Consider the following 22976-nt stretch of genomic DNA (forward strand, 5'->3'; position numbering starts at 1 on the left):
CTGCTGCTTCCCTTCATGAACACCGCCGCGCAGGAACAGGCCCATGCGCGGCGGATCGGTACGACGGTCGGGCGTGGCGTGCTGCTTACGCCGCCAGCTTGGAAATATCGGCCACCTGGTTCAACATGCCGTGCAGCGCCGCCAGCAGTGCCTGGCGATTCTTGCGCAGTTGCTCGTCCTCGGCGTTGACCATGACGTCGTTGAAGAAGGCATCGACGTTCTGGCGCAATTGCGCCAGCGCCTTCAGGGCGCCGGCAAAGTCGCCCTTGGCGTAGGCGGCCTCCACCTGTGGACGGGTGGTCTGCATGGCCGCGAAGAGGCCCTGTTCGGCCGCTTCCTGGAGCAGGCTTTCCTGCACCGCGCCGTGGGCATCGATGGCCACGCCTTCGATCTTCTTCAGGATGTTGGTGATGCGCTTGTTGGCCGCAGCCAGGGCTTCAGCCTCCGGCAGGGCGGCGAAAGCCTGCACCGCTTGCAGCCGTTCGACCACGTTGTCCAGCACCTCGGGTTGCTGCGCCACGACCGCTTCGACTTCGTTCTGCGCAAAGCCGCGCTCGCGCAGCAGGCCACGCAGGCGGTCGTAGATGAAGGCACGCACGTCGGCGCGCGGGTCCTTGAAATTGGCATTGCCGGCGAACAGTGCCGCAGCCGCGTCCAGCAGCGCGGTCAACGACAGCGGCAGGCGTTTTTCCACCAGCATGCGCAGCACGCCCAGGGCGTGACGACGCAGGGCGAACGGGTCCTTGTCGCCGGTCGGCTGCAGGCCGATGCCCCAGATGCCGACCAGGGTTTCCAGCTTGTCGGCCAGGGCCACGGCGGTACCGGTCGCGCTGGCGGGCAGCGCATCGCCGGCAAAGCGCGGCTGGTAGTGTTCGGACGCGGCCAGGGCGACTTCGTCGGGCTCGCCATCGTGGCGTGCATAGTAAGTGCCCATGATGCCCTGCAGCTCGGGGAATTCACCCACCATGTCGGTCAACAGGTCGGCCTTGGCCAGCAATGCGCCGCGTTCGGCCAGGGCCACATCGCCGCCCATCAGCGCGGCAATCCTGCCGGCCAGCGCCTGCACGCGCTCGGTACGCTGCAGCTGGTTGCCCAGCTTGTTGTGGTAGACCACGTTGGCCAGTTGCGGGACACGCTCGGCCAGGGTCTTCTTCTTGTCCTGCTCGAAGAAGAACTTGGCATCCGACAGGCGCGGGCGCACCACGCGCTCGTTGCCGCCGATGATGTGTTCCGGATGGGCGGTCTCCAGGTTGGAGACGATCAGGAAGCGTGAACGCAGCTTGCCGGCGTTGTCGGTCAGCGCGAAATACTTCTGGTTGGTCTGCATGGTCAGGATCAGGCATTCTTGCGGCACGGCCAGGAATTCATCCTCGAACTTGCATTCATAGACCACCGGCCATTCGACCAGGGCCGTCACTTCGTCCAGCAGCGAATCGGGCATCAGCACCTGGTCGGCACCCGCCTTGGCCAGCAGCGCGGAGCGGATCTTTTCGCGGCGCTCGCCGAAGCTGGCAATGACCTTGCCTTGCGCAGCCAGCGTTTCCACGTAGGTTTGCGGCGTGGCGATCTGCAGCGCACCGGAGGACAGGAAGCGATGGCCCAGCGTGGTACGGCCGGCATCCAGGCCCAGGACGTTGATCGGCACCACGTCGTTGCCCAGCAGCGCCACCAGGTAGTGCGCCGGGCGGACGAAGTGCACCGTCTCGCCGGCGGCGCGGCCGAACTGGCGCTGGTAGCTCATCAGCTTGGGGATGGGCAGCTTGGACAGGCTCTCTTCCAGCGCCGCCTGCAGGCCCACGGCCAGGGCCGAGCCCTTGGCGGTATAGGTGTAGAAGAAGCTCTCGGCCTTGCCGTCCTGCGCGCGTTCGAGCTGGTCCGGGGTGATCACGGTGGTACCGGTGGCGGCGGCCAGGGCGGCCAGTTTTTTCACCAGCGGTGCGGCCGGACGGCCTTCGGCGTCCAGCGCCACGGTGACCGGCAAGACCTTTTCACGGATGGATTTGTCGGGCGAGGCGGCGCGCACGCCGGTGATGGACACGGCCAGCCGGCGCGGAGTCGCATAGGCGGTGGCGGCGGCATCGGATTCGAGATAGCCGCGGCTTTGCAGGCCGTTGAAAATGCCGGCGGCAAAGGCATCGCCCAGCTTGGCCAAGGCCTTGGGCGGCAGTTCTTCGGTGACGAGTTCTACGAGGAGTGTCTGGTTCATGTTGTCTGTCTTGCTGTCTTGCTCGGGACGTCGGCCCTGGGCCGACGCCGCATGATGTCATTGGCCGTGTTCAGCCCGCTCTTCAGGCTGCAACCTTGGCCTCGCCCAGCATCGGGAAGCCCAGGCGTTCGCGCGATTCGAAGTAGGCCTGCGCCACCGAACGCGAGAGGTTGCGGATGCGACCGATGTAGGCGGCACGCTCGGTCACCGAGATGGCACCACGGGCGTCGAGCATGTTGAAGGTGTGGGCTGCCTTGAGGACCTGCTCGTAGGCCGGCAGTGCCAGCGGCACCTCCATCAGGCGCTTGGCTTCGGCTTCGTAGTTGGAGAACAGCGAGAACAGGAACTCGGTGTTGGAATACTCGAAGTTGAAGGTCGACTGCTCCACCTCGTTCTGGTGGAACACATCGCCATAGGTCAGGTGCTTCTTGACGCCGTTCTCGGTCCATTCGGTCCAGACCAGGTCATAGACGTTTTCCACGCCCTGCAGGTACATTGCCAGGCGCTCGATGCCGTAGGTGATCTCGCCCAGCACCGGCTTGCAGTCCAGACCGCCGACCTGCTGGAAATAGGTGAACTGCGTCACTTCCATGCCGTTGAGCCAGACTTCCCAGCCCAGGCCCCAGGCGCCCAGGGTGGGGTTTTCCCAGTCATCCTCGACGAAGCGCACATCGTTCTGCTGCAGGTCCAGGCCCAGGGCTTCCAGCGAACCCAGGTACAGGTCCAGGATGTTTTCCGGAGCCGGCTTCAACACCACCTGGTACTGGTAGTAATGCTGCATGCGGTTGGGGTTCTCGCCATAGCGGCCATCCTTGGGGCGACGCGACGGCTGGACATAGGCGGCGCGCCACGGCTCGGGCCCGATCGCGCGCAGGAAGGTCGCGGTGTGCGAGGTACCTGCGCCGACTTCCATGTCATAGGGTTGCAGCAGCGCGCAGCCCTGGGCGTCCCAATATTCTTGCAACTTGAGGATGATTTGTTGAAATGTCAGCATCGTGTGTGGTTGCCTGGCGAACCGGCGGAGGAATTGCGAAAACCTTGGATTTTAGCGTCTTTTGGGGCGTTTGACCCGGTTTTGGACGGGACCGGCGGCGCGCTGGGGGCCAGTGCGGGCATCAGTGCCGGCTTCAGTGCCGGATACGGGCAGCCTTGTTGCGGCCCCAGGCCAGCAGCAGCATCAACAGCGCAATGCCGACGATGAGCTTGTTGCCCAGCAGAATGTAGGGCGTCTGGCCGCCATAGCCCTGCACCTGGCCGGCCAGTACGCCGCGGGTATAGGGCGGCAGCTCGCTGGTGGCACCGCCCGGCAGGATCACGGCGGTGGCGCCGGTATTGGTGGCCCGCAGCATCGGGCGGCCGGTTTCCAGGGTACGCATCTGCGAAATCTGCAGGTGCTGGGGCAGGGCGACGGAATTGCCGAACCAGGCGATGTTGGACAGGTTCAGCAGCACGCTGGCCTGCGGCTGGCCGGCGCGGTAGGCATCGCGCAGCTGGCCGGCGATCTCCTCGCCGAACAGGTCTTCGTAGCAGATGTTGGGCAGGATCCACTGATCCTTCACGCCCATGGGCGATTGCACCGGCGCGCCGCGTGTCATGTCGCCCAGGGGGATATGCATCAGGTCGACGAACCAGCGGAAACCGGGCGGGATGAACTCGCCGAAGGGGACCAGGTGGTGCTTGTCATAGCGGTAAGGCATCAGTGCCGACCCGACGCCCGGGCCGAAGCCGAGCACCGAATTGGCATACTGCTGCGGTCCATCGGACAGCGGGATGCCCAGCGCCAGGTGACTACCGCTGAGTTGCGCAAAGCGGGCGATGCGTTCCAGGTAATCCGGCGGCAACTGTTGGGGCAGCAGCGGGATGGCGGTTTCCGGCGTGGCGATCAGGTCCGCCGGGGCCGCGCTGATCATCTGTTCATACATCCCCAGCGTGGATACCAGGGCATCGTTGGAGAACTTCATTTCCTGCGGGATGTTGCCCTGCAGGAGCCGCACCGTGATCGGCTGGCCCTGTGGCGCAGTCCACTTCACCAGCCGCAGTGCCACGCCGCCTGCACAGAGCAGGGCGGCTGCGCACAGCGGCAGCACGATGCGCTGGCCGGTACCGGCCACACCCTTGCGGCACAGCCCCATCCACAGCAGGGCCAGGCTGCCGGCAATGAGCGCCGCGACCCAGCCCACCAGATAGACCCCGCCGACCGGGGCGAAGCCGGCCAACGGCCCCACCGTGTGGGCATAGCCCGAGATCAGCCAGGGGAAACCGGTGAATACCCAACCGCGCAGCCATTCCGACAAGGTCCACAGGGCCGGCAGCATGAACAGCGCCAGCAGCAGGGGCGAGGACGACCAGCGATTGCGCAGCCAGCCCGCCAGGGCCGTGGCCGCGCCGGCATAGAGACCCAGGTACAGCGCCAGCAGGCCTACTGCCAGCGCCGCCATCCAGCCCGGCATGCCACCGTAGTCGTGCATGCTGATGTAGAGCCAGTGCACGCCTGCCGCCGACCAGCCGAAGCCATACAGCCAGCCGCGCAGGAAGTGGCCGCGCACACTGGCCTGCGGACGTGCCAGCACACAGTGGAACAGCCAGGCCAGCGCGACGATCTGCAGCGGCCACCACTTGAACGGGGCAAAGGCGAACACGTTCAGCGCACCTGCCGCCACCGGCAGCAACAGGCCGACGGTCAGGGCAAGGCGACCGCGAGCGGCGGCCTCCCCGGGCGGGGAGTGCAATTCAGGGGAGGCAGGGGAATTCACGCTGGAAAGGCTGGCAGATCAGAACATCACTCTTCGTCCACCGGTGCCGGGGGGAGCTTGGACACCAGCAGTACATGCACCTGGCGCGCATCGGCGCGCAGCACTTCGAAATGCAGGCCATCGATATCGAACTCGTCGCCCTTGCGCGGCACGCGACCCACATGGTTGGCGACCAGCCCGCCGATGGTATCGGCCTCGTCCTCAGAGAAGCGGCTGCCCACTTCTTCGTTGAACTGGGCCAGTTCGGTGAGCGCCTTGACGCGCCAGCGCGGACCGTGTGGACCGTCCTTCAGGGCCAGCACATTGTCTTCGGCTTCGTCGAAATCGTATTCGTCCTCGATGTCGCCGACGATCTGTTCCAGCACGTCCTCGATGGTGATCAGGCCGGCCACGCCACCATATTCGTCGACCACCACGGCCATGTGATTGCGGTTGGCGCGGAAGTCGCGCAGCAGTACGTTGAGGCGCTTGGATTCAGGGATGAAGATGGCCGGGCGCAGCATGTCGCGCACGTCGAAGGATTCCTCCGCGTAGTAGCGCAGCAGGTCCTTGGCCAACAGGACGCCGATGACCTTGTCGCGCTCGCCATCCACGGCGGGGAAGCGCGAGTGCGAGGTCGCCAGCACTTCCGGCATCCAGGTCTCGATGGGTTTGGAGATATCGATGGTGTCCATCTGCGAGCGCGGGACCATGATGTCGCGCACGGCCAGGTCGGACACCTGGAACACGCCTTCGATCATCGACAGCGCATCGGCATCGATCAGGTTGCGCTCGTGGGCGTCATGCAACACTTCGAGCAGTTCTGCCCGGTTCTCGGGCTCGGGGGAAATCAGTGCGGTGAGTCGTTCAAACAGAGAACGATGGGGTTTAGCGTCAGATTTGACGCTACTAGGGTGATCTTGCATGGCGTTAGGCGCGAGCCCGACGTAGTTTCGAAGAGCCATAGGATACAACAATTATGTGACAAGTCCACTAAAGGGGCCTGGCAACAGCGCTCTCCAGCTCATCCTTGGCGCCGCGCTTGCCGCCCGGAAACGCAAGCTGGCAGTGACGTTGCGCATGGACGCAAAAAAAGCCGGCATCACTGATGCCGGCAAGAACTACTTCAGGGAAATCGTATCGCTGGGCGCTCGCTGTTGTCCGTTTATGCCCGTTTGTGCCCGCTTAGGCATAGCTGAGCGCTTCCATCTGTCCGCCGCCGCGCACCTCGGCGTGCTGCAGCTGGCTGCGCTGCGGGTTGGCGGAGACGGCAAGCGGTGCTGCCTGGCCCTGGGTGGGGGAGAGCTTGAACACGCTCACCACATCGGTCAGGGCTTCGGTCTGTTGCTGCATCGACGCGGCGGCCGCGGCTGCTTCTTCCACCAGTGCGGCGTTCTGCTGGGTGGCTTCGTCGATCAGGGCGACGGCGCTGTTGATCTGTTCCAGGCCGGTGGTCTGCTCGCTGCTGGCGGCGCTGATGTCCTGCACAATCTGGGTCACGCTGCCGATGCTCTTGACCACTTCCTGCATGGTCGATCCGGCTTCGCCGACCTGCTGTTCGCCGGCAGCCACCTTGGCCACCGACTCGTTGATGAGTGCTTCGATTTCCTTGGCGGCGACCGCCGAGCGTTGCGCCAGGGTACGCACTTCGGAGGCCACCACCGCAAAGCCGCGGCCTTGTTCGCCGGCACGGGCCGCTTCGACGGCTGCGTTCAGGGCCAGGATGTTGGTCTGGAAGGCGATGCCATCGATGACGCTGATGATGTCCACGATCTTGTGCGAGGACGCGCTGATCGAATGCATGGTCTCCACCACCCGGCCCACTGCAGCGCCACCCTTGGCAGCGACTTGCGAGGCATTGTCGGCCAGGCGACGGGCTTCACGGGCATTGTCGCTGGTCTGCTTGACGGTGGCGGTCAGCTGTTCCATGGCCGAGGCGGTCTCCTGGAGCGAGCTGGCCTGCTGTTCGGTGCGGTTGGACAGGTCCATGTTGCCGCGCTTGATTTCATCGGAAGCCACGGCGATGGTGTCGGTGCCATGGCGTACTTCGCCCACGATGGCCACCAGGCTGTCGTTCATGCCCTTGAGTGCGGCCATCAGCTGACCCAGCTCATCCTTGCTGTTGACTTCGATGTGGCTGCCCAGGTCACCGGCCTGCACGCTCTGCGCCACGCTCACGGCCTGGGCCAGCGGACGGGAGATGGAGCGGGTCAGCAGCCAGGCGATCAGGCCTCCCAGCATCAGGGCGGCCAGGCTGGCGCCCAGCATGGTCCATTTGGCGAGCTCATAGGCGGCTTCGGCCTGGTCCACGTTGGCTTCCGAATTGCTGCGCAGCATCTTGTTGAATTGTGCAACATGGGCGATGACGCGGTTCAGGATAGGCATGCAATCCTTGACCAGCGAAGCGCGCGCGGCGTCGGTCTGCTGCGAAGTGGCCAGCTTGACGATGTTGACGGCCACCGGCAGATACTGCGCTTCCAGCTGGCGCAACTGCGCAAGCATGTCGCGTTCCTGCTGGGTGGTGGCCGGGTCCTGCATCAGCTTGGCCAGTTCGTTCATCCCGGCGTCGATGTCCTGCTGCGAGGAGCCCACCAGCGCCAGATCATTCTTTTGCTCGGCGGCATCGGTCACCAGGGTCAGGTTGCGGGCCGCTATGGCGCGCAGGCCGACGGCAAATTGTACTTTGGATAAGGCTTCCAGCTTGCCCTCGTCGATGGAGGTCAGGAAGACGATGCGATCGTTCAGGCGCGACACCTGTTGCAGGCCGAATGCGGCCACTGCCACCAGCAATACCAGGACTGCTGCGAAACCCAGGCCAAGACGGTGGCCGATCTTCCAGTTCTTCATGACCTTCTCCCCGATGAATAATTGTGTGCCTTCATTCTTGTCCAGCAGGAGGCAAATTCCCATCAGGTTTTTCCTTAAAGTTTGCAAAAAAACCGACGTAAAAGACGCGCTTCGTTGCTGTACCGTCATCACCATCGCGGGTTTGAATATCGATGTCCTCCCATCGATCAGATTTGTCGTAGCCAGGTTGGCAACTGCTTGATGTCCGGCAAGCAGACGAAAAAAACGGCCTGCCGCAGCAGACCGTTCATCCATCAAGGCAAGGGCGGCGCCCTCAGCGCATCGCGTCAGCGCGCGGCATAAGGATTGCCATAGCCCAACCCGGCCAGGATCTCGGTTTCCAGCGCCTCCATCTCGTTGGCTTCTTCGTCGTCCTCATGGTCGTAGCCCTGCGCATGCAACACGCCGTGCACCACCAGGTGGGCAGTGTGTTCTTCCACGCTCTTCTTCTGCTCGGCCGCTTCCTTTTCCAGTACGTCAGTACAGAAGATGATGTCGGCCTGGGTCACTTCACTGTCTTCGTCTTCGGTATAGGCGAAGGTCAACACGTTGGTGGCGTAGTCCTTGCCGCGATAGTCGCGGTTCAGGTCGCGGCCTTCCTCGCTGCCCACGAAGCGCAGCGTCAGTTCGGCCGGAGCGAACAGTGCAGCCTGCACCCAGCGGCGCAGCAGGGGACGGGTGATGGCCTCTTTGAGACGGTCGTCGGCGTATTGCACCGACAGTGTGAGTTTAGGTTTTGGCATTGCGGGGCCTGGCGGACTTGGTCAAGAGATTGGTGGCGGTGCGGGCGGTGGCGCGCGCGGTATCGGGGCGGCTGTTGCCGGCGGCGTCATAGGCATCGACGATGCGCGCCACCAGCGGGTGACGTACCACGTCGGCGCTGGTAAAGCGCGAGAAGGCGATGCCGCGCACATCGTGCAGTACCGAGATGGCATCGACCAGGCCGCTCTTCTGGCCATGATGAAGGTCCACCTGGGTGACGTCACCGGTGATGACGGCCTTGCTGCCGAAGCCGATGCGGGTGAGGAACATCTTCATCTGTTCCGGCGTGGTGTTCTGGGCCTCGTCGAGGATGATGAAGGCGTGGTTCAGCGTGCGCCCGCGCATGTAGGCCAGTGGCGCGATTTCGATGGCCTGCTTCTCGAACAGCTTCTGCGTGCGGTCAAAGCCCAGCAGGTCATACAGCGCGTCATAGAGCGGGCGCAGGTAGGGATCGACCTTCTGTGCCAGGTCGCCCGGCAGGAAGCCCAGGCGCTCGCCCGCCTCCACTGCCGGGCGCGTGAGTACGATGCGCTGCACGGCATCGCGCTCCAGCGCATCGACCGCGCAGGCCACTGCCAGGTAGGTCTTGCCGGTACCGGCCGGGCCCACACCGAAGGTGATGTCGTGCTCCAGGATGGCGTTGAGATACTGGCTTTGATGCGGGGTGCGGCCACGCAGGTCGTGCTTGCGGGTCTTCAACACCGGGCTGTCCGGCAGGGGATCCTGGTTTTCCTGCTCGACGGCGGCTGCGGCGGCAGCGACCGCGGCTGCAGCGGTCGCCTTGCGGCGGCGCGCCGACAGCGGCGGCAGGCCGGCCTCTTCGTCGGCGGCGGCATTGGCGCGCTGCTCGACCAGGGCCAGCTGGATGTCGTCCACGGCGACCGGGCGGTCCGCCTTTTCATAGAAGCGTTCCAGCACTTCCACCGCGCGTTCGGCATTGGTGCCGGTGACCACGAAGCGGTCGCCACGGCGGAAGATGGTCACGTCCAGTGCGGCAGAAATCTGACGCAGGTTTTCATCGAGTGCGCCGCACAGGTTGGCCAGGCGCCGGTTGTCCAGCGGCTGGGGGGTGAAGTGGTGAGGCTGGTTGGGGATTTTTTTCAATGCTCGATTCCGGTTGGGAGGGATTGGACCATCAATGCTGGGTAAGGAGCTCGCCGCGCAGCGAGAACGGGAAGGCCTCGGTGACGCGGACCTCGACGATCTGGCCGATCAGGCGCTGACCATTCGGTCCACCATCGAAGTTGACCACGCGGTTGCTCTCGTTGCGGCCCTGCAGCTCATCTTCGCGGCGTTTGGAAATGCCTTCGACCAGGATGCGCTGCACCGAGCCGACCTGGGCTGCGCTGATCTTGGCGGCGTTGTCGTTGAGTGCGGCCTGCAGACGCTGCAGACGCGCCAGCTTGACCTCGGCCGGCGTATCGTCGGGCAGGTTGGCTGCCGGCGTGCCGGGGCGGGCGCTGAAGATGAACGAGAAACTGTTGTCGAAGCCGACATCGGCCACCAGTTTCATCAAGGCCTCGAAATCTTCCTCGGTCTCACCGGGGAAACCGACGATGAAGTCGGACTGCACCGTGATATCGGGGCGCACCTTGCGCATGCGGCGGATCACCGACTTGTATTCCAGCGCCGTGTAGCCGCGCTTCATGGCCGCCAGGGTACGGTCCGAACCATGCTGGGCCGGCAGGTAGAGGTGGTTGCACAGCTTGGGGACCTTGGCATAGGTATCGATCAGGCGCTGCGAGAATTCCTTGGGATGGCTGGTCACGAAGCGGATGCGCTCGATGCCGGGCAGCTCGGCGATGTACTCGATCAACAGCGCGAAGTCGGCGATTTCGCCATCTTCCATTACGCCGCGATAGGCATTCACGTTCTGTCCCAGCAGCATGATTTCCTTCACGCCCTGGTCAGCCAGGCCGGCCACCTCGGTCAAGACGTCCTCGAAGCGGCGCGAGACTTCCTCGCCACGGGTATAGGGCACCACGCAGTAGCTGCAATACTTGCTGCAGCCTTCCATGATCGACACGTAGGCGCTGGCGCCTTCCACCCGCGCCGGGGGCAGGTGGTCGAACTTCTCGATCTCCGGGAAGCTGATGTCCACCTGCGGACGGCCGCTGTAGCGGCGCTCGCTGATCATCTGCGGCAGCCGGTGCAGGGTCTGCGGGCCAAACACCATGTCCACGAAGGGCGCGCGCTTGATGATGGCATCCCCCTCCTGCGAAGCCACGCAGCCGCCCACGCCGATGAGCAGGTCGGGATTGTCCTTCTTCAGTGCGCGCAGCCGGCCCAGGTCGGAAAACACCTTTTCCTGCGCCTTTTCGCGGATGGAACAGGTGTTGAGCAAGATCACGTCCGCCTCTTCCGGACGGTCGGTCTTGATGAGACCGTCGGAGGCATTGAGCACGTCGGCCATCTTGTCCGAGTCGTACTCGTTCATCTGGCAGCCGAAGGTTTTGATGAATACTTTTTTCTGCATAGATCTGTTTCAGGCGTAGAGCGCTGGAGAGGCCGCATGGACCCATGCGGGCGCCGGCAAGGAGGAGGGCGGCGGGCCGCTGGAATCTGCTGCTGCAGCGGTGGAGGAGCCCGTCCTCGAAGGTTCGCGATTATATCACCGCAGGCCGCGCCAGGCCGGGCGTGGCCTGCGGGCGGCGCAGCGCCGGGAATCGGCTCAGAGTTCGCCGCAGCAGTCCAGCAGCCAGTCCAGTACCGCACGCAGGCGCGGCAGGGCCTTGAGGTCGCGGTGAAAGACCGCCCACAGCTCGCGCTCCAGCTGTGGCGCGGCGTCCACAGTCTGCAATTCCGGCGCCAGCAGGTAGCTGGGCAGCAGCGCCAGTCCGACCCCGGCGCGCGCCGCCATGCACTGTGCCACCAGGCTGGTGCTGCGAAAGCGCACCGGATTTCCGGCTGCATGGGTGGCAATCCACTGCGTCTCGGGAATGTCGGGCACGCCATCGTCATAGCCGACGAAGGGCGCCGTCTTGCGGGCGCGACGCCACAGGGCGACATTGGCCGGCGTGCCGCACAGGTAGAAGCGCACCGTCCCCAGCCGGCGCGCGATCAGTTCGCCATCCTGCGGCCGGGCGAAACGCAGCGCCAGGTCGGCCTCGCGCCGGGCCAGGCTGAGCGTCTGGTGGCCCAGTGCCAGCTCCACGTCCAGCGCCGGCCATTGCTGCAACAGCGCCGGCAGGCGCGGCGCCAGGAACAGGGTGCCGATGGCATCGGTGCAAGCCAGGCGCAGCTTGCCTTCCAGACGCAGGTCTTCACCGGCCAGGGTGCGGGCCAGTTGCCGGGTCTGTTCCTGCATGGCACGGGCGGCCGTCAGCACACTTTCGCCCAGGCGGGTAAGTTCGACATCGTCGGCGCGCCGGATGAACAGCGGCGCCTGCATCGCTGCTTCCAGCTGCTGCAGGCGGCGGCCGATGGTGGCGTGCGTCACCCCCAGCAAGCGCGCCGCGCCGGAAAAGCTGCCAGCGTCGATGAAGGCGGCAAAGCTGCGCAGGCTCTCCCAGTCGGCTTGCAAGGCTGCGTGCGCGGATTGGGTGGCAGGGAGAGGGGCTGTCAATTTTTTCACAGGTGGCTGTCGATGGCGGGGAATGGTGGTGCGAATTTTATCGGACTAAGATGGCCTGTCATCAACGTTCTGCAGCATCTTTTCGAATTTCCTTCTTCCCTTCTTCAGACAAGGAGTCACCCATGTCCACGCCACAGACCCTGATCCAGATCGCCGGCGGCACTTCCCGCGCCGCCACCTGGCAGGAAGCCGTCCTGCTCATCATCGACCATCAGACCGAATACACCACCGGCCGCGCACCGCTGGCCGGCATCGATGCCGCCGTCGGCCAGATCGCCACCCTGCTGGCACAGGCGCGCGCTGCTGGCGCACCGGTGATCCACGTGGTCCACCACAGCAAGCCGGGAGCCGCCATGTTCGATCCGCAAGGGCCGCATGTGGCCATCATCGACGGTCTGCAGGCCGAGCCCGGTGAGCCGATCGTGCACAAGGGCTTGCCCAACGCCTTCGCCGGCACCACCCTGGACGAGGTCCTGAAGAGCACCGGTCGCCGCGCCCTGATCGTGGCCGGCTTCGCCACCCACATGTGCGTCAGCGCCACGGTGCGTTCTGCGCTGGATCTCGGCTATGCCAGTACCGTGGTCGCTGCCGCCTGCGCCACGCGTGACCTGCCCGATCCGCTGGGCGGCCAGCCCATCAGCGCCGCCGACATCCAGCGCGTGGCCCTGGTCGAGCTGGCGGATCGTTTCGCCACCGTGGTACCGGATGCGAACGCGCTGGCGACCGCCTGACCATATCCTGAGAAGTGCGCTGCTTCTAAAATTCACGCTCAAGCGCTACCCATGCGGTAGCGCTTTTTTGGGAGCAGCCAGTCTCTAATCCAGCTGCGGAAACGACCTGCAGTGCGTCACGCCAGGATCACCTGGCCGGTGGTCCAGCGTGTCTGACTGGCCTCAGGTGGCGCAAAGGCTGCCATCGCTTGCACCAGTTTGTCCACATCGCTGTCGTAGAGAGTGCTGCCGTCAGCCGTACGGATACGCTCAATGTGATTGTCCGCCCCGCTGGCACCGCCGACGTACCAGTCCTTCACCCTGATCTGATCCGCCGTACCCAGCACATCGATCTGCAGGTCATTGCCCGTGTGACGGAACCACAGCTGGGTCCGGTCAATGTCCGTCAACATCAGCATATCGGTGCGGCCAGCCTTGTCGTGGTCTACAAGGATGTCCTTCCCATCGCCTGCGCTGTACAGGTAGGTATCGTTGCCGCTCCCTCCGATCAAGATATCGTTTCCGCGCCCGCCGGACAGGATGTCATTGCCTCCATAGCCTTCGATCCGGTTGTCATAGGCATCGCCGACGAGGCGGTCGGCTGCATCGGTGCCGCCCAGGTTTTCGATACCGATCAGTGTATCCGTGCCACCGCCGAGAATGACCGTGCCCCTTGCCAAGGAGGCGTCGATGCCAATCCCGGCACCGGCCAGATAACTGGCCCGGTAATCGACCGTGTCGTTGCCGGCATCACCCACCAGCACCTTGTCGTCATCAAAGGCTGGCAGGCCGTACAAGCTCATGCTGGCCAGGCCGTAGCCACCGGCGGTGTGGCTGGTCGCCACATTGGTCAGCTTGCCATTGCTGTTCCAGTTGAAGTTCGTGCCGATTACGTTGCCTTCCATGTATTTGGCATTGAGTACGGTGGCCGTGAAACCGCCCTCAACCCGATCCGCAAAGCGGATTTGCATGGCCTTGCTGTAGACCGCCCCGTCATAGAAGCCGATCCATGCCGTCGCCTGACCGGCAACGCTGGTGTCGAGCTCAATCACCCTCGCGGCGTAATCGCCGGCGACCGAAGCACCGTTGAGGATGAAGTGGCTACCGGCCAGGTCCAGATCAGCCAGCTTGCCGCTGGTACTGATGACGCTGGCGTTCTTGGTCAGGTAACGATCCCATGCCAGGCTGCTGCGCGTGTAGTGATGTGCTACCTCGATGCGGTCGTTGCCGTCGCCGCCGGACACCTGATCCCGGCCTGTGCCGGTGAAAAAACGGTCGTTACCACCATAGCCTTCGAGCCGGTTGTCGTTGGCGTCACCGGTCAGGCGATCGGCCGCATCGGTGCCGCCCAGGTTTTCGATGCTGATCAGCCTGTCCGTGCCGCCACCGACGATGACCGTCCCACGCGCGAGCGAGGCGTCGATGCCCATGCTGGTCGCCTCCACATAGCCTGCCCGATAGTCGACCGTATCGTTGCCAGCACCACCCTCGAAGCGCCTGCCATCGGCAAAGGTCGGCGCACCCTTCAGGCGCATGCTGGCCAAGCCATAACCGGCGCCCGAGTTGCTGGTCGCCACATTGGTCAGCTTGCCCTGGGTGTCCCAGTTGAAGTCTGTGCCCAGTACATTGCCTTCGATGTATTTGGCGTTGAGTACGGTGGCCGTCAAACCACCCTCGGCCCGATCCGCAAAACGCACTTGCATCGCCTTGCTGTAGACGGCCCCGTCATAGAAACCGATCCAGGTCGTGGCCTGACCTGCGCCCCGGGTGTCGAGCTGGATGACCCGGGCAGCATAGTCACCGGCAACTGAGGCCCCATTGAGGGTGAAGCTGCTGCTCATCAGATCCAGATCAGCCAGTTTGCCGCTGGTACTGATGACGCTGGCGTTTCTGCTCAGGAAACTGTTCCACGCCAGACTGCTGCGGGTGTAGTGGTGCGCCGCTTCGATATGGTCGTCCCCGCCGTTGTCTGGCGCGTCCGATCGGGCCTGTGCCGCAAGCTCGTCCGCAGTCCATCGCGTGCCATCCGCGAACAGGACCTGCTCGATGCGGCCCGACCCGTCCGCCGCAAAGAAGGCATTCACGATCACGGCATCATCGCCGCCCCAGTTCAGGACCAGATCATCGCCTTGGCGCGTCGCCACCGTGGCAGCGGCCGTCAGCCCGCTACCTAGTCGCAGGGTATCGACATCGCCCGCTTTTCCTGCGGCTTCTCTGATGAAGTCGACGCCATCGCCGAGATTGAAGAGGTAGGTATCACTGCCCGTGCCGCCCAGCAGGATGTCATTACCTCGTCCTCCCATCAGCGTGTCGTCCCCTGCGCCGCCGTCCAGCACGTCGTTGCCGCCCGGGGCCGCCTCATCGGCTTGATAGCGTTCGGCATAGCTGGTCAGCGTGCCGTTGGCCAGTTGCGTCTGATAGAACTTGGCACTCCATTCGGTGGCGCTCACATAGAGGTGCGTACCCGCGTCGCGATCCGCCGCCGACGGCAGGTCTCCCACCAGGCGGTCGTTTCCTTCTCCACCGTACAGCAGGTCATCGCCTTCGCCCCCGACCACCAGGTCATTGCCCTCGTCTCCATAGGCAGTGTCATCGCCGCCACCGGCATAGATCTTGTCATCGCCGGCCCCGCCGGAAATCCAGTCGTCACCGTGAAACTTGAGCGGCGTGAACGCATCATCGCCCCAGATCCGGTCATCCCCGGCACCGCCCCAAAGGTCGTCCTGGCCGCCGTTGCCGAACAGGGTGTCGTTGCCTGCGCCGCCATCGATGAAGTCATCTCCGTGCCTGGCGCCGGCAGTATTGAGCGTGAGGTCGTCCCCTGAAAGGATGTCGTCGCCATCTCCACCCGTGACATCGTCGCCGCCCTCGCCACCATAGACCACATCGTTGCCGGCATCGCCCGCCAGCACATCGTCGCCGCCCTCGCCCCATAGCCAATCGTCACCCTCGCCGCCGGCATAGTTGTCGTTGGTATTGGTGTTGATGCGGTCAATGGTGCCGGTCAGCGTATGCATCACGATACCGGTCGTGGCCAGCGTGCGCTCCTGTCGATCCACGTCGGGCACGTCGACCTCGTCACGCCAGTAGCCCGGTCCCTGTGTCCAGCCGAGGAAGGGGACATAGTACGGATCGCCCGCCTGCCAGACCGGGCGCGAGGTATAGTCCAGCATCACGCCGTCGGCCAGCACATCGTTGCCCTTGCCACCCTCGCCAACATTGTCGCCGTCGGTGGCGATGAAGACATCGTTACCGTCTTCGCCGTAAAAGATATCCCCGCCCCCGACCGAGGCCACCTGGTCATCGCCAGCCCCCATGCGAAAGGTTTCACGGCCGGTGGTCTCGTAGTAACCGACACCATAAATGCGCTGCCACTCCCAGATGTCGCGCAAGCTACTGCCGGTGTAGACCCTGTCATCGCCCGATGGCGTCGGCACCTCGCCCGTCAGCGCCAGACCCAGCACGCCGCCCGGCGCCTTGAGACGGTGCAGATAGCCGTCCTTGATCGTGATCCGTTGAGCGTCCAGCGTGATGTCCAGATCATCGCCATTGCGGGTGTAGATTTCTCCGGCGGCACCCCGCCAGCGGTGTTCACTCAAGCGCTGCGTGGCACCGTCCAGGCGCTTGCCGGCCAGCATCACCACGCCCTGGCTGTCAGCGTCGAAGAGGATGTCGCCGTTTGCGGCCTGATAGATATCAACACCATTTCCACCCTCCAGATAATCAGCACCGTCGCCCCCGATCAGGGTGTCGTTACCATCACCGCCATACAGGTGGTCGCGTTGATCTTTACCCGTCAAGGTATCGGCCGTGTCGGTGCCAAAGATGATCTGGTGGGCCGTGCTGAACAGGTCGCCGCGTCCATCTACCTTCAGCGTGATCTTTGCGGCCATGTCGGTGTAGTCCCAATCGCCCTCGGTGGTGTCGCTGGTGATGACCTTGCCGTAGTCTGCGTCGGCATTGTTCTTGATGATTTTCCAGACGAGGAAGTTGGCCCGGTCACTGAGGTATCGCTCGGTCAACTTGCCCGTGCCGCCGGTCTTGGCAAAGAGATCCAGCTTGCCGTTGGTGTTGGCGGCGCTGTAGTCTGCGCCTGTGACGACGAAGGGGTTGCCGGTGACCAGGGCGTAGCGGTAAGCCATGCCGATTGCCCCAGCTTGCTCGGCTGCGCTCAGTATCGAAGCTCCTGACGTCGCAGCGAGCGAGATGATGTTGGCGTTGCCGAGCAGTTTCTTGTAAGGCACACTCGCCTGCAGTTCTGCCAGGTGGCTATGAAAGTCGGCGCGGCTTAGCGCGTTTCCTCCCACATCACCCACCCGCGTAATTGGGAAATCCGTGCCGGTCACAATCCGACGCACTGCGTCGAGCACGCTCTCAAGGCTGGCCTCCATGTCATTGCTGGCCGCTTGCACAAGGGTATTGAGCTGCGAAAACGTGAGCGTCGGTGCAAGCTTTTCCAAGGTCGCGCCCAGCGCCAGATAGTCGGTCAGTTTGAACATGGAGTGGTTGGCGATGGGATTGCCACCCAAGGTATCTTCCTAATAGAAGGGAATCTTCTTTCCGTACTGGTTGAAGCCAATAGCCCAATAAGGCATTTCGCCCCAGTTGTTGGTGGTCACGCTCACGCCATTGCCGGCCCTGAAGTTGGTCTGCTTGAGGCCTGCCGCATCAAGGCTGCGCGTGCCCAGCGCCGTGCTGCCCAACAAGGTTTCGATGTTGTTGAACTCAGCGCGGATGTTGCTGCCCGTAGCGTCGCTGAAGCCTGCACTGTTGAAGGTGTTGATTGCCGAGACCTTGGCGCCGAACAGCCGCGTGAAAGCGGTGGCGAGGTAGCCCCCGAGACTGTGGCCATTGACGCCGGTGATGTGTTGACCTGACCGTAGAGTTCGCCGGTGGCAACCGCTGAGATGTCGGCGGAGAATGTATAGATATTTGCAAGGGGCGAGTGAGCAATGGTGTCGACCTTGATCTGCCTGACCAATTCGCCAGGCTTGGCCGTGGCCCTCATCCACCAATTGGCCATGTCGCGCAGTTGTTCGTAAGGTACCCCGCGAGAAGCGAGGCTCACGTCATCCAAGATATCCTGCGCACCCTGCGTCCCCCTCAGGGAAACGTAAACCTGACCCGCATAGTCTGTGCCAGACTTTCCCCGCCAGACGACTGCGTCAAAGCCACCTGAAGGGGATAGTGTTTGGGTGAGGATGTCGAAGTTTAAAAGAAGAAACTCCGCTTGGGGTTGAGTCAATGAGGCAGCCAGGCTGGATCGGAGTTCAGATTGTTCGGTGATAATTCCGTCACCGTTGCGCAATGTGACATAAGAAGCGTCTGCAAGTAAAGCATTGACGTAGGTGGTCTTTACGGTATTCATATTGTTCTCTCTTTTTATGATTTACAGGGATGCTTATTCAGCGGAAAGTTGCAATTCCTTTTTCATGGAATCAATCCTTCTCCATTGAACGGCCCTAGCTGGGCATTCAGGCTCAGAGGGCAGCAACAAAGGCATCGAGCCGCTGCCAGAGCCGTTAGGGAAATTTAAAAATCCCGGAGAAAATCTCACTTCAGTCCATCGGGAAACAATCGCGTTGTTCTCTGCCAATTTGATTCCGTATTCCTCGATATGGGCGACTACGTTAAATCCCACGGTAACTTCATCTTTTCTAATTGGAAAACTGCCCATAAGTCGGACTTTTCCTTTTGCCGTGGAGTCATACCAGAACGCATCTTCAGCCTGCTTGCAGAGAACATACGCCTGGGGAATCGCAATGACTTCATCAATCACTGGCGCAAAGAACAGGAGGGGCACAAACAGAAAAGACCAGCCTGACTTGAACTTGAACCATTTAGGCAGCTTGATCCCAAGGTATAGGGAGATCAGTCCCCACAAACCTATGACTCCAAAGAACAACAGCCCAATCATGAAACGGCCCGCCACGCATCTTGATTTGCTGCGTCACTGAAGCCTGCGCTGTTGAAGGTGTTGATCTGGCCGTAGAGTTCGCCGGTGGCGACCACTGGGATGTCGGCGGCGAAGGCGTAGATATTCGTGAGAGGGGAGCGAGCAATGGTCTCGACCTTGATCTGTTTGACCAGGTCACCCGGCTTGGCGGTGATCCGCATCCACCAGTTGGCCATGTCGCGTACCTGGTTGTAGGCGACGCCGCGTGAGGCAAGATCGACATCGGCCTCGATATCGGCTCCACCGTCTTTCGGTTGCGTGCCGCGAAAGGAGACATAGACCTCGCCAGCGCAGGCTGTGCCAGACTTGCCGCGCCATACAGTAGCATCAAGGCCGGAGCCCAGCAGGGGGATGTCGCTTTTGTTTTCTGAGGCGATGACGTCGAAGCTCGCTGCGATGAACTTCGCTTGATCTTCGGTCATTCTTTCACTAAGCGCGTCGATTACATCTTTAACTACCAATCCTTTCCTCAGGTCTACATAGGCCGCATCGGCAAGTAGGGCATTGATATATGCGTAATTTATTGCCTTCATTTGGAATCTCCTTTTTCAAGTAATTTATCGATATCGATCTTCTTTAAAATCTCATGTTTATCTTCTGGCCAGCAGGTAGTAGTTCCGTCAAGTCCTAATCCCAACCTTCCAAGCAACAGGCCGCCTTTGGTATGTACTGCGTTGTATGTCATGAATGGTTGCCCTGTTTCTGCATCTATATAGGCGGCCCGTTGAATACTGATCGGTATGACCGTTCCACGAACTGGTTCAGATGAACCAGGACTGACATTACGTACAGCCCTTACGCTTTCCCAAACCGGGCTGAGCCAAACGACCGCCTCTTTCTCACAAAGCCGTTTGAATTGCCAATGACCGATCAACTCATCGACAATGGGCGCGAGAAACGCCAACGGGACAAACAGATACGACCACGCGCGTTTCAGGCCCAACCATCGTGGGATTGCCCTGCCAAAGTAAAAGGCGGATGCCAGCCACACAAAGAAAAAGATGAGGAATAGCAATCCGATCATGCCTACGCCCCCCTGGTATCTTGATTTGCCCCGTCACCCGTTACGTTGCTGGTATCCGCGCTATTGAAGGTAGTGGCCGCCAAGAGATTGGCTTCAAGCAGATGCGTGAACGCCGCGAAGAGGCATCCACCGAGACTGAGGGCGTTCACGCCCGCGATGGTGCTGACCTGGCCGTAGAGTTCGCCGGTGGCGACCACTGGACTATCGGCGGCGAAGGTGTAGTTATTTGCGAGAGGGGAGGAAGCAATGGTCTCGACCTTGAGCTGTTTGACCAAGTCCCCCGGCTTGCCGGTGATCCGCATCCACCAGTTGACCATGTCACGCAGCTGGTTGTAGCCCACGCCGCGTGAGGCAAGATCGACATCGGCCTCGATGCCGGCTCCGCCGTCTTGTGCTTGCGTTCCGCGAAAGGAGACGTAAACCTCGCCGGCGTAGACTCTTCCAGCCCTGCCGCGCCATACAGTGGCGTCAAAGCAGGATCCTGGCAGCGGGATGTCGCGTTTGTTTTCTGATGCGATGACCTCGAAGTTCACGGCGATGAATTTCGCTTGATCTGTGTCCATTCTCTTTTTGAGGACGGCGACCATTTTTCCGGCATCCATATCCTTGTCTAGATCTATGTACGCTGCATCGGCAAGCAAGGAACCGACGTACGTGTTGTGGATCGTGTTCACTGGTACTTCTCCTTATCAAGTAAATTTTTCATATCGATTTTCTTCCTGATGTAAACATTCAAATGCAACAAAAACGACGTGCGCTGCAATTCAACAAGGAGGACACCACGGTGCTCTCCTATCGCCATATTGGCAGGGGTATCGATAGGCGCAAGCCTATTTGTCTTGCTTGCCCCAAATTTTTCAAGGAAGCAAAACTTATGTTGAGCGTGGCAATCAACGCGGGCGTGATCGTGAAGCTTTTTCTCGTGAAAACCGGCTTTTCGCGGAACACATCGAACCTGTATCAGGGTCTTCACGTTCGCTGAAATGTGTTGGTGCGTCTCTTTTTTTTATGCGCGAATGAAGCGAGGCCGTCAGGACGTTGCTGGGTGATCAGGGTTGGAATATGGCCGGAGCAATCTTGCTCGGTAAGTAAAGCGACCCCGAACGAATGGCGCTGGATAACTGGCGGAGGCGAAGCTGCGCCCCCCAAGAATCTTTTACGTCGTGTTATCCATAAGTTGATCGATATCGAATTTTTCTGAAGAAAATTTCATCACGTTGACGACGCGGAACTAGCAATAATTGGAATTTCCTGGAGAACATTCAGGAGCATTGAAATTCAGGTGACAGAATCGCTTAGTTTGTCGGCTGTCAAAAAATGTCGATCACGCCCCACGCCCGGCTACAGGGCCAGGCGCAGCAAGCGTGACAGACGTACCGAACAGAACCACTGCAGTTTCGCACTGCCGCATTTCACTAAGGTGGCTGCATAAGGTGGCTGCATAAGGTGGCCCGGTCGCCACCGCCACGCTCCCTGGAAAAAGGATGAGTCGAACATGATCCCGGCAGTCTTTCGCGACAGGCTCGATGCGCTGCTCGCCAACGGCCAGCGCACGATACTTGGACTGGCCGGGCCGCCCGGCTGTGGCAAGTCCACGCTGGCGCAGGCCCTGCTCGACCATGCCGGTTCCCGCGCTGCGGTGCTGCCCATGGATGGATACCACCTCGCCAATGTCGAGCTGGCACGCCTGGGTCGCGCTGCCCGCAAGGGTGCCGAGGATACTTTCGACAGCGCCGGTTTCGTCCACCTGCTGTCGCGCCTGCGCCGCCAGGCCGCCGACGAGATGGTCTACGCCCCGCAGTTCCTGCGCGAGATCGAGGAAGCCATTGCCGGCAGCATCGCCATCAGCGCCGATATCCCGCTCATCATCACCGAAGGCAACTACCTGCTGCTCGACCGTGGCCACTGGTCGGGCGTGCGTCCGCTGCTGGACGAGGTCTGGTATGTCGAGGTCGATCCCGCCCTGCGGCTGGAACGTCTGATCGCCCGCCATGTGCAGTTCGGACGCAGCCGCGCCGATGCCGAGGCCTGGGTGATGAACAGCGATGAAATCAATGCCGCCCTGATCGCCACCACACGGGATCGGGCTGACCGTATTTTTCGCTGGGACTGAAGTCCCGGCGTGAATGTCAGCAGCACGCAAAACGTAGAACAAGCCATCCCCCTCTAAAAAGAACCGGAGACAAGCATGATCAGAAAAACCCTCGCCATCGCCTGTGCCACTCTCTCGCTGGCGTCCATCACATATGCGGTCCAGGCCGCTGACAAGCCGCTGAAGTCGGTTGGCGTCACCCTGGGTGACCTCGCCAATCCCTTCTTCGTGGCCATCGCCAAGGGAGCCGAGAGCGGTGCCCACAAGATCAACCCGGACGCGCGGGTGACCGTGGTGTCCTCCAAGTACGACCTCAACACCCAGGTCGGCCAGATCGAGAATTTCATCGCCAACAAGGTCGACATGATCGTGCTCAATGCGGCCGACTCCAAGGGCATCGGCCCGGCGGTGAAAAAGGCAAAGAAGGCTGGCATCGTGGTAGTGGCCGTGGACGTGGCCGCCGAGGGAGCCGATGTCACCGTCATGTCGGATAACACCATGGCCGGCGCCGAGTCCTGCAAGTTCATCGCCGACAAGCTGCAGGGCAAGGGCAATGTGGTCATCGTCAATGGCCCGCCTGTCTCGGCGGTGATGGATCGTGTCACCGGCTGCAAGGCCGAGTTCAAGAAGTCGCCCGGCATCAAGATCCTCTCCGACAACCAGAATGCCGGTGGCAGTCGCGACGGTGGCATGACCACCATGTCCAACCTGCTGGCCGCGCACGCCAGGATCGATGGCGTCTTCGCCATCAACGACCCCACCGCGATTGGTGCCGAACTGGCGATCCGCCAGGCCAAGCGCAGCGACATCAAGGTCATCAGTGGCGTGGATGGCGCACCCGATGCCGAGCGCGCCCTCAAGGACAGCAAGTCGCTGTTCGCCGCCTCGCCAGCCCAGGACCCGTATGGCATGGCCGCCGAGAGCGTGGCCATCGGCTATCAGTTGATGAATGGCCGTGCCTCGGAAAAGAACGTCAAGCTGCTGCCGGTGAAGCTGATCACCCGCGACAACGTGGCCGACTACAAGGGCTGGGTCCCGGCCAACTGATTGACTGATCTGTCGCTGCCCGGAGC

General features: G+C 62.1%; 19 protein-coding genes. 3 read left to right on the plus strand and 16 right to left on the minus strand.

Annotated features, from left to right (window positions below):
* Positions 1-85: 85 nt before the first annotated feature.
* From glyS to HBH1_RS04515, 9 genes are all read right to left on the minus strand, one after another.
* Positions 86-2206 (minus strand): glycine--tRNA ligase subunit beta, encoded by a 2121-nt coding sequence (gene glyS, locus HBH1_RS04475; RefSeq protein WP_102661736.1) that lies wholly within the window; start codon positions 2204-2206, stop codon positions 86-88.
* Positions 2207-2288: 82 nt separating this feature from the next.
* A complete protein-coding gene (gene glyQ, locus HBH1_RS04480; protein WP_006462867.1) occupies positions 2289-3200 on the minus strand; it encodes a glycine--tRNA ligase subunit alpha in 912 nt (303 codons plus the stop codon).
* A gap of 133 nt (positions 3201-3333) precedes the next feature.
* A complete protein-coding gene (gene lnt / locus HBH1_RS04485) occupies positions 3334-4959 on the minus strand; it encodes an apolipoprotein N-acyltransferase (protein WP_102661737.1) in 1626 nt (541 codons plus the stop codon).
* A 26-nt stretch (positions 4960-4985) separates the two neighbouring features.
* Positions 4986-5864, minus strand: a complete 879-nt coding sequence (locus HBH1_RS04490) for an HlyC/CorC family transporter (RefSeq protein ID WP_102661738.1) — start codon at positions 5862-5864, stop codon at positions 4986-4988.
* A gap of 259 nt (positions 5865-6123) precedes the next feature.
* Complete coding sequence (locus tag HBH1_RS04495; RefSeq protein WP_102661739.1) at positions 6124-7848, minus strand: methyl-accepting chemotaxis protein; 1725 nt, start codon at positions 7846-7848, stop codon at positions 6124-6126.
* A 224-nt stretch (positions 7849-8072) separates the two neighbouring features.
* Positions 8073-8528: an rRNA maturation RNase YbeY gene (gene ybeY, locus HBH1_RS04500; RefSeq protein ID WP_039875009.1), complete on the minus strand. Its 456-nt coding sequence runs from the start codon at positions 8526-8528 to the stop codon at positions 8073-8075.
* A complete protein-coding gene (locus HBH1_RS04505; protein ID WP_077237372.1) occupies positions 8515-9651 on the minus strand; it encodes a PhoH family protein in 1137 nt (378 codons plus the stop codon). Before HBH1_RS04505 ends, ybeY begins: the two co-directional genes overlap by 14 nt.
* A 31-nt stretch (positions 9652-9682) precedes the next feature.
* On the minus strand, positions 9683-11023 hold the full coding sequence (gene miaB / locus HBH1_RS04510) for a tRNA (N6-isopentenyl adenosine(37)-C2)-methylthiotransferase MiaB (RefSeq protein WP_006462873.1): 1341 nt from the start codon (positions 11021-11023) through the stop codon (positions 9683-9685).
* Positions 11024-11218: 195 nt separating this feature from the next.
* Positions 11219-12070 carry a LysR family transcriptional regulator gene (locus tag HBH1_RS04515; protein ID WP_182993800.1) on the minus strand — a complete coding sequence of 284 codons (852 nt, stop codon included), beginning with the start codon at positions 12068-12070 and terminating at the stop codon, positions 11219-11221.
* A 173-nt stretch (positions 12071-12243) separates the two neighbouring features.
* Here HBH1_RS04515 and HBH1_RS04520 point away from each other — a divergent pair, with 173 nt between their 5' ends.
* The gene (locus HBH1_RS04520; protein WP_102661741.1) at positions 12244-12852 is read left to right on the plus strand and encodes a cysteine hydrolase family protein; all 609 of its coding nucleotides are present in this window, start codon (positions 12244-12246) and stop codon (positions 12850-12852) included.
* A 116-nt stretch (positions 12853-12968) separates the two neighbouring features.
* Here the strand turns inward: HBH1_RS04520 and HBH1_RS25595 are convergent, their stop codons facing one another.
* The 7 genes from HBH1_RS25595 to HBH1_RS24830 form a co-directional block, all read right to left on the minus strand.
* Positions 12969-17360, minus strand: a complete 4392-nt coding sequence (locus tag HBH1_RS25595) for a calcium-binding protein (RefSeq protein WP_102661742.1) — start codon at positions 17358-17360, stop codon at positions 12969-12971.
* A gap of 9 nt (positions 17361-17369) precedes the next feature.
* Positions 17370-17843 carry a hypothetical protein gene (locus HBH1_RS24820; protein ID WP_146012813.1) on the minus strand — a complete coding sequence of 158 codons (474 nt, stop codon included), beginning with the start codon at positions 17841-17843 and terminating at the stop codon, positions 17370-17372.
* A 389-nt stretch (positions 17844-18232) separates the two neighbouring features.
* The gene (locus tag HBH1_RS04530; protein WP_102661743.1) at positions 18233-18748 is read right to left on the minus strand and encodes a hypothetical protein; all 516 of its coding nucleotides are present in this window, start codon (positions 18746-18748) and stop codon (positions 18233-18235) included.
* A complete protein-coding gene (locus HBH1_RS04535; RefSeq protein WP_102661744.1) occupies positions 18745-19320 on the minus strand; it encodes a hypothetical protein in 576 nt (191 codons plus the stop codon). The genes HBH1_RS04530 and HBH1_RS04535 overlap by 4 nt, the downstream gene beginning before the upstream one ends.
* Positions 19317-19811: a hypothetical protein gene (locus HBH1_RS24825; RefSeq protein ID WP_146012814.1), complete on the minus strand. Its 495-nt coding sequence runs from the start codon at positions 19809-19811 to the stop codon at positions 19317-19319. The genes HBH1_RS04535 and HBH1_RS24825 overlap by 4 nt, the downstream gene beginning before the upstream one ends.
* Positions 19812-19813: 2 nt before the next feature.
* Positions 19814-20485 (minus strand): hypothetical protein, encoded by a 672-nt coding sequence (locus tag HBH1_RS04540; RefSeq protein WP_102661745.1) that lies wholly within the window; start codon positions 20483-20485, stop codon positions 19814-19816.
* A complete protein-coding gene (locus HBH1_RS24830) occupies positions 20482-20784 on the minus strand; it encodes a hypothetical protein (RefSeq protein ID WP_146012815.1) in 303 nt (100 codons plus the stop codon). The genes HBH1_RS04540 and HBH1_RS24830 overlap by 4 nt, the downstream gene beginning before the upstream one ends.
* A gap of 522 nt (positions 20785-21306) precedes the next feature.
* Here HBH1_RS24830 and HBH1_RS04545 point away from each other — a divergent pair.
* Complete coding sequence (locus HBH1_RS04545) at positions 21307-21924, plus strand: nucleoside/nucleotide kinase family protein (protein ID WP_102661746.1); 618 nt, start codon at positions 21307-21309, stop codon at positions 21922-21924.
* A 75-nt stretch (positions 21925-21999) separates the two neighbouring features.
* Entirely contained in the window at positions 22000-22950 is a 951-nt protein-coding gene (locus HBH1_RS04550) for an ABC transporter substrate-binding protein (RefSeq protein WP_102661747.1), read from the plus strand.
* The last annotated feature ends 26 nt before the right edge of the window (positions 22951-22976 follow it).

This window comes from Herbaspirillum sp. BH-1, from assembly GCF_002870055.1.
In the GTDB taxonomy this organism is placed as follows: domain Bacteria; phylum Pseudomonadota; class Gammaproteobacteria; order Burkholderiales; family Burkholderiaceae_D; genus Herbaspirillum; species Herbaspirillum frisingense.